Annotated in this window: 11 protein-coding genes, 1 tRNA gene and 2 pseudogenes; 4 read left to right on the forward strand and 10 right to left on the reverse strand. The window is 68.6% G+C overall.

The window, feature by feature from the left end:
• Positions 1-382, forward strand: a pseudogene (locus BN13_RS19680) (hypothetical protein); the annotation flags it as partial.
• A gap of 16 nt (positions 383-398) precedes the next feature.
• Here the strand turns inward: BN13_RS19680 and BN13_RS13685 are convergent.
• On the reverse strand, positions 399-1,484 hold the full coding sequence (locus tag BN13_RS13685) for an AI-2E family transporter (RefSeq protein WP_235434052.1): 1,086 nt from the start codon (positions 1,482-1,484) through the stop codon (positions 399-401).
• 172 nt (positions 1,485-1,656) lie between these two features.
• Between BN13_RS13685 and BN13_RS13690 the strand changes: the two genes are divergently transcribed.
• Both BN13_RS13690 and BN13_RS20400 read left to right on the forward strand, forming a co-directional pair.
• Positions 1,657-1,729: transfer RNA gene (locus BN13_RS13690), tRNA-Ala, on the forward strand.
• Positions 1,730-1,859: 130 nt separating this feature from the next.
• Positions 1,860-2,240, forward strand: a complete 381-nt coding sequence (locus tag BN13_RS20400) for a hypothetical protein (RefSeq protein ID WP_235434053.1) — start codon at positions 1,860-1,862, stop codon at positions 2,238-2,240.
• Between the two features lie 54 nt (positions 2,241-2,294).
• On the opposite strand, the pseudogene BN13_RS20405 reads toward BN13_RS20400, so the two are convergent.
• The 8 genes and pseudogenes from BN13_RS20405 to BN13_RS13730 all read right to left on the reverse strand — a co-directional run.
• A pseudogene (locus BN13_RS20405) lies at positions 2,295-3,383 on the reverse strand (recombinase family protein); the annotation flags it as partial.
• A 181-nt stretch (positions 3,384-3,564) separates the two neighbouring features.
• Positions 3,565-3,792, reverse strand: coding sequence for a hypothetical protein (locus BN13_RS13700; protein WP_048547733.1), 228 nt, complete (start codon positions 3,790-3,792; stop codon positions 3,565-3,567).
• Positions 3,793-3,796: 4 nt separating this feature from the next.
• Complete coding sequence (locus BN13_RS13705; RefSeq protein WP_048547736.1) at positions 3,797-4,336, reverse strand: hypothetical protein; 540 nt, start codon at positions 4,334-4,336, stop codon at positions 3,797-3,799.
• Between the two features lie 37 nt (positions 4,337-4,373).
• Positions 4,374-4,814 carry a single-stranded DNA-binding protein gene (locus BN13_RS13710; protein ID WP_048547738.1) on the reverse strand — a complete coding sequence of 147 codons (441 nt, stop codon included), beginning with the start codon at positions 4,812-4,814 and terminating at the stop codon, positions 4,374-4,376.
• Positions 4,815-4,895: 81 nt separating this feature from the next.
• Complete coding sequence (locus tag BN13_RS13715; protein ID WP_048547741.1) at positions 4,896-6,674, reverse strand: type IV secretory system conjugative DNA transfer family protein; 1,779 nt, start codon at positions 6,672-6,674, stop codon at positions 4,896-4,898.
• A complete protein-coding gene (locus BN13_RS13720; protein WP_048547743.1) occupies positions 6,671-7,222 on the reverse strand; it encodes a hypothetical protein in 552 nt (183 codons plus the stop codon). Before BN13_RS13720 ends, BN13_RS13715 begins: the two co-directional genes overlap by 4 nt.
• Positions 7,219-8,703: an ATP-binding protein gene (locus BN13_RS13725; protein ID WP_048547745.1), complete on the reverse strand. Its 1,485-nt coding sequence runs from the start codon at positions 8,701-8,703 to the stop codon at positions 7,219-7,221. The genes BN13_RS13720 and BN13_RS13725 overlap by 4 nt, the downstream gene beginning before the upstream one ends.
• Positions 8,700-9,530, reverse strand: coding sequence for a hypothetical protein (locus BN13_RS13730; RefSeq protein WP_048547746.1), 831 nt, complete (start codon positions 9,528-9,530; stop codon positions 8,700-8,702). Before BN13_RS13730 ends, BN13_RS13725 begins: the two co-directional genes overlap by 4 nt.
• A gap of 140 nt (positions 9,531-9,670) precedes the next feature.
• Between BN13_RS13730 and BN13_RS13735 the strand changes: the two genes are divergently transcribed.
• Positions 9,671-9,961, forward strand: coding sequence for a hypothetical protein (locus tag BN13_RS13735; RefSeq protein WP_048547747.1), 291 nt, complete (start codon positions 9,671-9,673; stop codon positions 9,959-9,961).
• 51 nt (positions 9,962-10,012) lie between these two features.
• On the opposite strand, the gene BN13_RS13740 is transcribed toward BN13_RS13735, so the two are convergent.
• Positions 10,013-11,482, reverse strand: coding sequence for a PrgI family protein (locus tag BN13_RS13740; protein WP_048547748.1), 1,470 nt, complete (start codon positions 11,480-11,482; stop codon positions 10,013-10,015).
• Positions 11,483-11,829 lie beyond the last annotated feature (347 nt).

Consider the following 11,829-nt stretch of genomic DNA (forward strand, 5'->3'; position numbering starts at 1 on the left):
CCCCGCGCGCCGGACGTCGCGCGCTGCCGCGTCGGCGGGACGTCCCGCCAAGACGACCACCGCCGCCTCGCCGACCCGCCGCTCGGGTCAGCCGGCGCGCACGGGTGAGCCCGCGGCATACACCTCGGCGACGGCGACCACGGTGCTGCCGCAGCGGGCCGTCCGCGACGAGGTCTTCGACGTCAACACGTTCGACGCACCCGCCGCCCGCCCGGTTGCCGGCGGCGACGGCTGGTCGCCCACCCCCGTCCCCCCGCCGACCTACACGTTGAAGGCGAAGGCCGTCTACGCAGCCGCGGAGGAGTCCGAGGACGAGGTCACCAGCCCCTACGCCGACGTCTCCGACCTCGCCGAGCGCCGCCGCCTCGCCTCCGGCCAGTAGCCGCTCGGCGGGTGTGTCAGGAGGATTCGGCAGCCTGATCCTCGGCCGCCTTCACGTCTCGATCGACGGATGCCTCTTCGGCCGGCGTGAGCAGATCATCGGCGTCGTCCGGAGCGGGGGTCGAATCGGCCAGCAGATGGTTGCTCACCGCATTGACGACCGCGGCCACCGGTACGGCGATCAGGGCGCCGACGATGCCCCACAGGATGACGCCGGCCGCGATCGACAGGATCACCGCAAGCGGGTGGACCCGGACCGCGCGCCCGAGCAGGAATGGTTGCAGCACATGCGATTCGATCTGCTGCACGCCGATGACCACGCCCAGCATGATGAGGGCGGTGATCGGGCCCTTGGCCACCAACGCCAGCATCACGGCGATCAGACCGCTCAGCAGCGCCCCGATCACCGGCACGAACGCACCAAGGAAGACCAGCAGCGCGATGCCGCTGGCGAAGGGGACGCCGAGAATCAGCGCCCCCAAGCCGATCCCGGTGGCGTCCGCGGCGGCAACAAGGATCGTCGCGCGGCAGAACGCCTGCAACTGACCCCAAGCAATCTGACCACTGGATGCCACCTTCGCCCGAGCCGATCGCGGAAAGAGCCGCACGAGCCAGGCCCAGATCGCCTTGCCTTCGAACAGGAAGAAGAACAGCGCGAACATCGAGATGAAGAACCCGGCAAGAACATGGGTAGCCGTGAGTCCGGCCTTGGTCGCGGTTTCGCCCAGATTTCCGCTGCCCGACAACGAGTCCCGAGCCTTCTGGATATATTCGCTGAACTGGCTGTCGGTGATGTGGAAGGTGTCCCTGATCCACGCGCGGATCTGGTCGATACCCTCCAGGGACTGGTCGACGATGTCATCGAGTTGCGCCGAGAACTGCGAGCCGATGAAGGTCATCAGGCCGCCGATGATGGCCAGCGTGCCCAGGACGGTGATCGCCGCAGCCGCGCCGCGGGGCAGGCGCGTTGCCAGTCTCCGGGTGATCGGCTCCAACAGAGCGCATAGGAGGATGCCGACAATCACCGGCACGACGATCTCGGACATGGCGCTGATCGCCCGGGCCGCGACATACAGCCCCAGTCCGATGATCAGCAGCCGCAACGCCCACTCGCTCGCGTCGCGCACCCCCTTGGGCACAGCGGAGGTGGCCCGGGTGTTCGGGTCAATGGTCACGCGTGGATCCTCGCCTCGGCGGATTGGTCAGACTTGAGCGTATGCCGTGCCGCCGATTCCGCGCCCGGCCAGACCCGGTGTTATGGTTCTGTCCGCACTTGGGGCTGTGGCGCAGTTGGTAGCGCGTCTCGTTCGCAATGAGAAGGCCAGGGGTTCGAATCCCCTCAGCTCCACTCCACGCACAAGGCTCGAACCCTTGCCAACGGGAACGTTGGTCGAGGTTCGGGCCTTATTGGCGTCTGCGGCCCAGGTCAGGGCGTTGGCGTTGACCTGCGGATCGAGGAGCATCTGGAAGGGCCGGTTGTGCTCGACGCGCAGCTCGTTGTCCTCGTCGATGAAGACCTTGGTGAAGAACGCCTGGTTGCACAGCCGCCGGTTGGTGTCGTCGCACCTGCGGTAGATGTCGGCGCAGTTGGCGAGCAGGCCGAGGGCGTCGTCGAGGTGGGCTCGGGCGTCGGCGTAGTCGCCGAAGTGGGCGTCGATGCGGCGGGTTACTTGGTCGAGTTCGGCGACGATGCGGTCCTGCTCGCGCTTGAGCACCGAGAGTGGAATCGCGTCGGCGTAGTGCGCTTGCATGAGTCGGTTCTGCTCGCTTTCGAGCCGGTCGCGGTTGGTGGTGAGGCGTTCGAGTTCCTCGGTTTCGGCGGCCATGAGCCGGTCGAACTCGTGGTGGAGCATGCCTGAGAGGGCGTCTTGCTGGGCGGGCGTGATCTGGACGCGGGTGTAGTAGTCCTCGATGAGTTTCTCGACGTCTTCGATGAGCATCGCCTGGCGTGTGCAGTCGGTGCGCTTGGAGTGCCGGCCGGAGCACACGAAGTAGCAGTAGACGTTGCCGTGGCGGTTCTTCGCGTTGGAGACGATGAGCCGGGAGCCGCACTGGCCGCAGTGGATGGTGCCTTTGAGGTAGTGGCCGTGGACTTGGGTTGCCTCGACGGCGCACTGGTGCGCGGTGAGCACGGACTGGACCTGGTACCAGACCTCGGCGGGCACGAGTGCCGGGTGGTTGCCCTTGTAGCGGGTGCCTCGGTAGATGACATCGCCCTTGTAGTACGGGTTGGTCAGGAGCCGATGGATGGTGGATACCGCCAGCGGCTTCGCCGGCCTCTTCGGCGTGGGCAGGCTTCGCAGCCCGCGCGAGGTGAGTTCGTCGTGGAGTTGGCTGACGCTCCAGTTGCCCGAGGCGTACGCCTTGAACGCCCACTCGATCATCGGTGCTCGCTCGGGGTCAAGCTCGATGGTGCGGACTTCGCGGCCAAGTTCGTCGCGCTTGCGGACGTTCAAGTAGCCGATGGGCGCTCGTCCGTTCGTGCCGCCGCCGATGGCCTTCTGGGTCATGCCCTTGGAGACCTCGGTGGCGAGGTTGCGGGAGTAGAACTCGGCGATCGTGGACATGATGCCGTGCAGCAGCATCCCCGAGGGGGTCTCGTCGATGTTCTCGGACGCGGACACGAGCATGACCCCGCACTGTTGGAGTGCAAGGTGGATGCTCACGTCGTCGGCGCGGTTCCGAGCGAGCCGGTCGACCTTGTGAACGATGCAGTACGCGACCTTGTTGGCCTTGACGTACTGGATCATCCGCATCAGCTCGGGCCGGTCGGACGACTTGGCCGAGGCTCCCGCGTCGACGAACTCCTCGACGATGCCGGCGCCGAGCTGTTCGGCCTTACGCCGGGTCGCTTCGCGTTGGGCTGGGATCGAGAAGCCTTCGTCGGTGCCGCCCTTCTCGGCCTGCTCTCGGGTCGAGACTCGCAGGTACGACACGGCGGCAGCCATTGTCTTGGGTGGGTCGATGAGGCTGGCTGCCGGATCGTCGGCGATGGCGGTCATCGGGGGCTCACTCTCACGAGGTTCGACCCTCGCGCTCCCACTGTTGGTGGGAGGGGTGTTGATCGTGAGAGCAGCCTGTGAAGGCTGTAGGGCGAGACTCGATGGTCTCGGTGCGTGTTGCCCGCCGAGCGGCGAGGTTTAGGCCACAACACCCCGCATCGCGAGGCTTGCACGGTTCATTCTACCGGGCGGCTTCAGAGGCGGCCAGGCCATCCGTCGTCGCCCGGTAGGTGTCGGGCACCCGCGCGGCCTCGCGGGCCGCGCGGCTCTCGCCGGTCTCCTGCAACGTCAGCCGGATGAGAACCTCGGCAAGCTTGTGCAGGTCGGCTCGGTCGCGGTGGACGGCCCGGACGGAGAACGACCGCTCCTCGTAGGGGCGACGGTCGGTCTTCTTGGCGTAGCGGCTCATCGGTCTACTGCGCTTCGTCGTCGTCCAGGCTGGCGTAGAACTCGTCTTCAGCCTCCTGGCGCTTGCGGACTTGGGCGATGACGAACTCGACGAACTCGGTGTCGCGGTCGGTGAAGGTGAAGTCCTGGATGGTGGGCGCTGGGTCCTCACCGGGCCACGCAGCTTGCCGGGTCGGGCGGTCGCGGTCGCCACGAGTGCCGCAGGCGGTGACCCAGTAGCGGAGGCGCTCTCGTGCGTCGGCGAAGTCGCGGTGCCAACCGAGTGGCGCGGATGCGTTCTGCTCGGGGTCGTACGCCGCGAGCCAGTGCAGGTGCAGAGCCGACAGCTCCCAGACCATCTCCGGGTGGTGGTGCCAGAACGGTGGCACCACCGCGACGGTGAGGCCGTAGGTGCGTCGCAGCCAGTCAACCCATCGGTTCAGCGCGAGCCATTCCTGCTCCAGCTCGTGCGCAGTCAGCAGGTTCCAGTTCACGGGGTGAGGCGGCTCGGGCATGTCCGCGTTGGTAACGCGGGGCGGTCCGTCGAAGACGTCCGGCTCATCCATCTCATGCTGATCGTTCATGGTGCGGTGGCTCCCGAACTCACATGCTGACCGGGGCGTGCGCCGCGGTCGCTGCTCGTTGCGTCGGCTCGTACGCCGCTGCGTCCCGGCCGACTCCGTTGCGCGGCGTGCGGTCCACCTCGTAGCGGGTCCGGGCCGCGTCGTGGCCGATCTTCTTGGCGACGAACTCTTCGCCTTCGATCGCCTGGCCGTTGCGCTCGTAGTTGACCGGCCGCGTGTAGCCCTCGGCGACGAAGTTGTCGCCCTGGGCGAAGTTCGCGTGCGCGTGCTCAGCAGAGCGCCCGAACATCACCAAGTGGTGGTAGGTCGTCTCGGTCTGCGTGAATGATCCGTCGTCCTCGCGGCGGAAGTGCTCCTTGCCGATACGAGCGAAGAACCGGGCGTCTCCCTTGGTCGTCTCAGTGAGCAACGGCTCCGACGCGATGAAGCCTGACAGCGATTCCTGGGTGTGAATGGCCATGATGGCCTCCTCCTGACTCGGGCGACCAACTGCGTGTGGGTCGCTCTGTCAGGCAGGTGCGCCTCTGATTCCCAAGCGCCGTCAGGACGTGGGACGGTGGCGCAGCAGCGCTTCGAGTTCGTCGCGATCACTGCGGAGCTGCACGGCGTCGAGGCGGGTCGGCCAGGCGCGCAGATCGGTGACGATGGGAGGCGCTGAGCGGAGCATCGTGATGCCCGTGCCGAATGGCAGGGTGCGGATGCGGTCTGGCGGGAGGATCGGGACGCGGCGGATCGAGCGCTGGTTGGAGCGGGTGCCGTGGTCGCCGAGGGTCACGCTGTCGGTGTACTCGTCACGCTCGCCAATGAGCGTGGAGAGGTCTTGGAGGTCGCGGCTGTTGGACGCGCCGCCGAGGATGATCTTGACGATGCTGGCATCCCAGATCGCGCCGGCCTGATGTTCGCTCCACCTGTCGCGCGCTTGGGCGAGGGACTGCAAGACCGGCATCGTCGTGATCCCGGTGCCGCCGCCTTCGGCCATGAGCGTCGGCAGGGACGGCAGTGGTGCGAGGTTTCCGATCTCGTCGAGCGCGAGAAGCAGCGGCGGGTCGAGCCGGGCTCCGGGTGAGCGTGCGGCGAGTCGGCGGGCGGTTTCGATGAGGTCTTCGACAAACGCCGCGACCAAGGATGCGGAGGCACCGGCACCGGCACCGGTGGCGAGCAGGTAGAGGGTGCCTTGCTCGGTGAGGAAGGTCTCGGGGTCGAAGTGCTCGTGCGGGCCTGGCGTGACGGCATCGAGCACGCGCGGGTCGGCCAGTGCGGCGAGGGCGAGGGAGACGCCTTGCCAGATGCTGTCGCGGGTCTTGGGGTCGGCGTCGATCATCGCGGCCAGCGAGTCGTCCCAGCCCATCGCCGCGTTCGGGTGCGAGTTGAGGATCGCGACGGCCTCCGATGCCGCGCTGGGGTCGAGGGTCCACCGGAACAGCTCGGCCGGCTGGCGGCCGTCGAGCGCGGCAGCGTGCAGCAACGACTGGAGTGCGGTGCGGGTCTTGCCTTCCCAGAACCCGCCTGACTCGACCCCTCCGGCGCTGAGGCCTGTGGCGGCGGCGAGGCCGTTGGCGCGGATCATCGCGGTCAACGGGTCGTCGCAGCCGCGAATGGGTGACCAGCGCAGCCCGGCGGGGATGCCTTCGGCCAGGTGTTGGGGGTCGAATACGGCGACTGGCCCGCCCTTGCGGCGTCGGGCACACAGTGTCGCGGTGAGGTTGTCGGGCCTCGTGCTGGTGGTGACGACCGCGCCGGGTGCGTCGAGGATCGCGTTGATGACGACGTGCAGGCCCTTGCCTGAGCGGGGCGGGCCGATCAGGAGGACCGAGTCTTCGACCGATGCCCAGACCTTCGTCCCGCGACTGGCACCGAGGAGGTAGCCGACATCCTGGGGTGCGGGCGACTCCAAGGAGGGCCGTAGCGTGGCCGCGCGGTGAAGCAGTGCCTTCGCGGATGCTGCGGCCTTGACCTCATGGCTGGTCGCGATCCCCGCCAGTCGGTGCGGGTCCGTCTCTGTCTTCCGCGCGTGTCGGCGCAACACAATCCAGACCCAGACGATCCCGGCGGCGAGTCCGCCGAGTAGTGCCGCGCTGACGAGCCAGTACACGACCGCGTTGAGCCCGCCTGCACCGAGGGCGGTCGCCGGGTCGCCGGGGTTGAACAGCACGGCGAGCCCCGCCGCCGCGCCCGCTTCTGGCTGCGATGTGCCGGCGAGGAACGCGGCGACGCTCCCAGCGGCGCGGAGGACGAGAGCGATCCCGAACATGCCGATCAGGCCAACGAGGGCGGCGTTGGTGAGTTCGTCGCCCATGCCCCCGGCTTGCCGCTGGTTCATGTCAGCCGCCGCACCGCGAGCGTGCCCGAGATACGCCCGAACAGGATCACCTCGTGCGATGTTCCGTCGGCCAGGTCGTCGAGGTCGATGAGTGCCCGTGCTTCGCCGGTTCCGGTGGCGTCGGTGTGGGAGACGATGGTCGCGACGGCGACATCCTCGCCCGGCACGAACCCATCGGCGGTGACCTCAGCCAAGCGCGGCACTCGCCGGGCGTGGCGACTCCGACGCGTCTCCGGCACAGGGGTCGCGGACAGGGCCGCTGTGCGTCGGGGCTTGCGGGTGCGGAGGATGTCGGTGAAGACACTGCCGTCGCTCTCGCGGACCTCGACCCGGACTGCGATCGTGCGGTCCTTGGTGATGGCATCCATGAGCGGCCCGAACGTCGCCCGCGTCCACACGATCGCGTCCGGCGACGCGAACGGTGCTCCATCGACCATCGCGGTGAGGGTGCCGTCTGCGGCGACGGTGACGAGGACGTGCGGCAGCTCGACGGGAGCGGTCGTCTCGTCGTCGTTCGGGCCGGATCGGCGCGGGCTGGTGAGGTTCATCGGTGGCCTCCCGCTGCGCGGCTGCTGGTGTCGAACAGGGCGAGTTCGTCGGGGTGGAGCTGGTGCTGGCAAACGAAGCTCCTGGCCTTGATCCGCCACAGGCCTTGGCCGACGCCGAGGTTCGGCAAGAGCTGCTGCTCGGTGCCCGTCAGCCCGAGGGCGGTAGCAGTCGGGCCGAGCTGGTCGGACTCCTGCCGGTACACGATCCGCGTCTCGGCATTCGCGAGCAGCGAGTTGGCCAGGGAGCGCATGGCGGAGCCTTGGTCGCCCACGTTGTCGAGGTCGGTGAGCTTGTGGAAGATCAGCATGTTCGCGATCCCGTAGTGCCTGGCGAGTCGCCAGTGCGCATCCATCCGCCGCAACAGCGCCGGGTGGGACATGAGCCGCCAGGCTTCGTCGTAGATCACCCACCGCTGCCCGCCGTTCGGGTCGAGCAGCGCGGATTCCATCCACGCCGACGAGCACGTCATCAACACCGAGATCAGCGTCGAGTTCTCGGTGACCCGCGAGAGGTCGAGCGAGATCATCGGCAACGACGGATCGAACGCGACCGTCGAAGGCCCGTCGAACAAGCCAGCCAGGTCACCGGCCACGAGGCGGCGGAGCGCGTGGCCGACGAGCCGGCCGTCCTCGGCCAACCGGCCGTCGGCGTCCGTGCTCGGGGTGAGGATGCGGTCAACGACCATCGGCAGGATCGGTACCTGGTTCTCCCGCACCGTCTGGGTGAGGGCGATGTCGATCGCGGTGTGCTCCAACGGCGACAAGCCCCGCGCGAGCACGGTCTCCGCCAGCGCGCCGATCAGATCACGCCGCCGCGCCGCGACCGTGGAGGCCCACTGCTCATCCGACAGACCGCTCGGGCGGTGGCCTTCATCGAGCGGGTTCAGGCGAGTGTTGAGGCCGTGCCCGAGGACGATCGCGCGCCCGCCGACAGCATTCGCGACCGCGGTGTGTTCACCCTTCGGATCGCCAGGCACGTACACGCGCCGCCCGAACGGCAGCGACCGCGTGTAGAGGGACTTGGCCAGCGAGGATTTGCCGGAGCCGACGATCCCGGCCAGCACAACGTTGGGTGCGGTGATGATCCCGCGCGCGTAGAGCACCCACGGGTCGTAGACGAAGCTCCCACCCGAGTAGAGGTCCTGCCCGACGAACACGCCATCGGCACCGAGCCCGCCTTCGGCGACGAACGGGTACGCACCCGCCAGCGTCGCCGACGTGTCCTGGTGCCGGGTCAGATTGAACCTGCTCGGCGTGCGCAGCCGCGCAGCACCCGGCTCTCCCGCCTTCGGTAGGTAGATCGTGGAGCGCCGCTCGGCACGCTCCTCCTCGGCCTTCGCCTTCGCTGCGGCGAGCGCAGTCCTTCGCTGCTCGGCGTGGAGTCGTGCCTCAGCTTTGCGGCGCTGCTTGCGGAGTTTCCGTCGCTCCTTCGAAGGTGCCACCAGAACGGCGGTGTGCAGCCGCGCGCGATCCTCGGTCACAGCACCAGCCCCCGCGCCTGCTTGACCGCCGTGATCTTGGCCGGCTCGAACCACGACCCATCCCGCTTCGCCGCAGGCACATCGGCCCGCTCCGGCGCGCCCGGCGACGAGTACGACACCAGCAACTCCGGCCCAGCCTGCACCGGAGAGGCTCCGACTGGTTCGGCGGCCTGGGTCTCTGCCTCCGGTTCGATGTAGCGGCGCAGCAGCGAGACGTAACCGACGTGCGGGTTGACGACCAGCGCGTAGTCGCCCGAGATCGCCACCCGGTCGTTCGTGCCCTCGCCGGGCTCGTCGTACACGTAGCCGTTCTCCAGCGCGGCCTGCATGGTCTCATCGCCGTAGTCCCACTGCGCAAGGAAGTCCACCGCATCGACATGCCCCAACTCGCCGAGGATGCGCAACGGCCGGTCGGCCTCCTCTCCCTGGAGGAACACCACGCTGACCCACCGCGACGGCGCGGCCTCCTCGACAGCGGGCTCGGGCCGCCAGGCGATCCGCCCGGCGGCGATGAACCCTTCCGCGAGCCTGTCGTACGCCCGGTCGACGAGGTTCGCCGCCCGGCGCAGCTCTTCCGCAGTGGCGAGGGCGTCTCGCACCCCTGCCTCGTGGCTCCCAGCATCGTTGAAGGCGTGCGCGGCCTTGCGCTCGTGAACATCGGCGATCTGGTCGAGCGCCTGCCGCAGCGAGCGCATCCCCGAAGACAGGTCACCAATCACCCCATACATCTCGGCGGGCTGATCGAACCCCCGGCTCGCGTGGGCCAACCCCCGCAAGGCTTCGGACGCCTCGGCGGCATCCGCTGTCGAATCGAAGAACGTGGGCATCGTGAACCTCCTGGTAGTCGTCTGTCCAGGAGGTGCGCCTACGTGCTCAGCCGACGTGAGTCAGAGGCAGCGGCGGGCCGTGGCTACCAAGAGGTGCGACTGGAAGCTGCCCGGCGGAATGGCCTCAATGAGATCATGGGGTGAAGGACTACAGGAGGTGCCCGATGGGAAGCTGGGGCGACGCGATGCTCGACGCGATTGAGACCGGAAGACGGAACGGGCAATTGGGCCTCATCGTTGAGGGCTATGACGCTGCCGCCAGCATCAGCTTGGAGGCGATCACAGAGGTCCTCGACAGGATCGAAGCGAAGGTGGAAGCGGGCAAGAACCTGTCTGCCGACGAGAAGGTCATGCGTACCGAGTTGTACGCCATAAAGTCCAAGATCGAACGGAAACTGACGGACTACTGGCAGACGACCTACGGCGGCTGACGTGCCTACACCGTGATCCGCAGGGTCATGGTCACGGCGCTTGAACGAGAGTCAGACCCTGCGGCACAGCGGGAGCGCGGCGGCAGTGAACGCGGCGGCTTGCTGGCCGACGAGGAGTCGGGTCTCACAGGATGCTTGGATCGCGGCTTGCTCGATGGCAGCGACGGCTGCGTCGAGTTCCTCGACGGTGGGTGCGGAGACGGCGATGAGGCCGGTGTAGCGGAGGATGCCGTGGCCGGCGGTGAGGTCGGCTTCTTGCTGGAGCACGTCGTGGTATTCGGCGGTCTGGGAGGCGTCTTCGATCTGGCCGATCTTTGCGCGCTGGGCTTGGTCGGAGATGTGCTCGACCTTCTTCTTGCGGATGTCGCGGGCAGCGGCATCGGAGCGCATCGGGGTGCAGATCAGCGAGAATGACCGTTGGATGCCGGTGGACAGCAACACGGGCGACAGGAATCCCGGATAGACGAGCGACCGCGGCCACTCGCTGACCCAGAGCACCGCGTGGTGAGCGGAGTCGGTGCGCAGCCGTCCCCAGGTTTCGGTGACGGCGACCGGCCCCGCAGTCGCAAGCGACTGGCCGAGCCTCCCGTGGCGTTCTAGTGTGGCGGCGATGGCGGGGTCGTAGGCGGAGCGCAGCATCACCGCGATCTGCCCTGGGGTCAGCCACCCGGACGGCGACAGGTCGGCGGAGCGCAGCGCGGCGACGAGCGTGTTCATCTCTTGCCGCAGCACGGCGGCGGCACCGCGTATCCCGCCGCCAGCGGTCCTGATCTGACGGGCACTGGTCTTCATGTCCAGTGACAGCGAGAGCGTGGTGGCGTGGCGTTCCCCGGCGGGTCCGGCGCGGTCGATGAGTTCGGCGTACGTGTCGGCCGCCCACGATCCGTCCGGGGTGCCGTGGGTGGCCCACCATTCGGCGAGTCCGGTGCCAGAGTCCGGCAGCGTGCGCTCCAAGACCTGAAGAGTGGCGATCCGCCCGGAGCGGCAGACGGTGGCCAGCACGCGGCCCCAGGAGCTGACGCGGCGTTCCTGCTCGCCGGGATCGAGGAGCACGAACGCGGGATGGGTGACCTCGCATACCACGGTCAACGTGGCCGCGTGGGGGTCGTGGATCATCCCTGCGCTGGTGTCAGGGTCGGTGTACTCGCGTAGTCGCGCCATGTCGCCGGGCAGGGCGAGGGTTCCGACTGGGCGCGGGACGACGATCCTGCGCCGGTACAGCAGTTGCCCGCCGGTGGTGCGCCACAGCCACCAGCAGGCGATGGGCAGCCACTCCACGATCGGGCGCCTTGCGATGGGTATCCAGGTCAGCGCGGCGGCGAGTACCCAGATGGGGGCGGTGTAGGCGAGCAGCATCCCGCCGCCGGCGTAGAACGCGCCGATAAGCGTTGCTCCGCCGATGGCGAGCGTGACGAGCTGGGTCAGCGACAGCCCGAGGAGGACACCGCGGCGGGTGAGGCGGGAGAACTTCACCGGCACGAGCTCGCCCGCAGTGGGACGGTCGTGGTTCGTGCTGCTCATCGTCTACTCCTTCGGTGGGCGTGGCGCGGGCGGCGGGGGCTGCTTCGGCGGCGGTAACGGGTCGCTGCTCGGCGGTCGTGGTGCCGGGCTCGACGGCGGTGCCGCAGGTGAGGCTGCGGGCAGTGGCGGTGTCTGCGCGGCTGCGTCGGCGGCGTGCTCGCCTTGGGCTCCCAGCGCGGTTCCGGCCTTCGGCCCTGCGATCGCGGCACCCTTGGCGACACTCGCCCCGACCACGACCCCGGCGGCCACGGGACCGGCTGCGGCCGCGCCGCTCCCGCCTGCTGCGGCTCCACCACCGGCCGCCCCTCCGCCGCCCGCGGCGGGGGGCGGGGGGGGGGGGGTTGGGG

Origin of the sequence: Nostocoides jenkinsii Ben 74 (assembly GCF_001046875.1) — a bacterium.
GTDB classification, from domain to species: Bacteria; Actinomycetota; Actinomycetes; order Actinomycetales; family Dermatophilaceae; genus Nostocoides_A; species Nostocoides_A jenkinsii.

What these genes read in the sequence shown, in the direction of transcription:
- BN13_RS13740 (WP_048547748.1), bottom strand. Translation starts at nt 11,482, where the DNA reads ATGAGCAGCACGAACCACGACCGTCCCACTGCGGGCGAGCTCGTGCCG.
- BN13_RS13705 (WP_048547736.1), bottom strand. Translation starts at nt 4,336, where the DNA reads ATGGATGAGCCGGACGTCTTCGACGGACCGCCCCGCGTTACCAACGCG.
- BN13_RS13700 (WP_048547733.1), bottom strand. Translation starts at nt 3,792, where the DNA reads ATGAGCCGCTACGCCAAGAAGACCGACCGTCGCCCCTACGAGGAGCGG.
- BN13_RS13710 (WP_048547738.1), bottom strand. Translation starts at nt 4,814, where the DNA reads ATGGCCATTCACACCCAGGAATCGCTGTCAGGCTTCATCGCGTCGGAG.
- BN13_RS13720 (WP_048547743.1), bottom strand. Translation starts at nt 7,222, where the DNA reads ATGAACCTCACCAGCCCGCGCCGATCCGGCCCGAACGACGACGAGACG.
- BN13_RS13730 (WP_048547746.1), bottom strand. Translation starts at nt 9,530, where the DNA reads ATGCCCACGTTCTTCGATTCGACAGCGGATGCCGCCGAGGCGTCCGAA.
- BN13_RS13715 (WP_048547741.1), bottom strand. Translation starts at nt 6,674, where the DNA reads ATGAACCAGCGGCAAGCCGGGGGCATGGGCGACGAACTCACCAACGCC.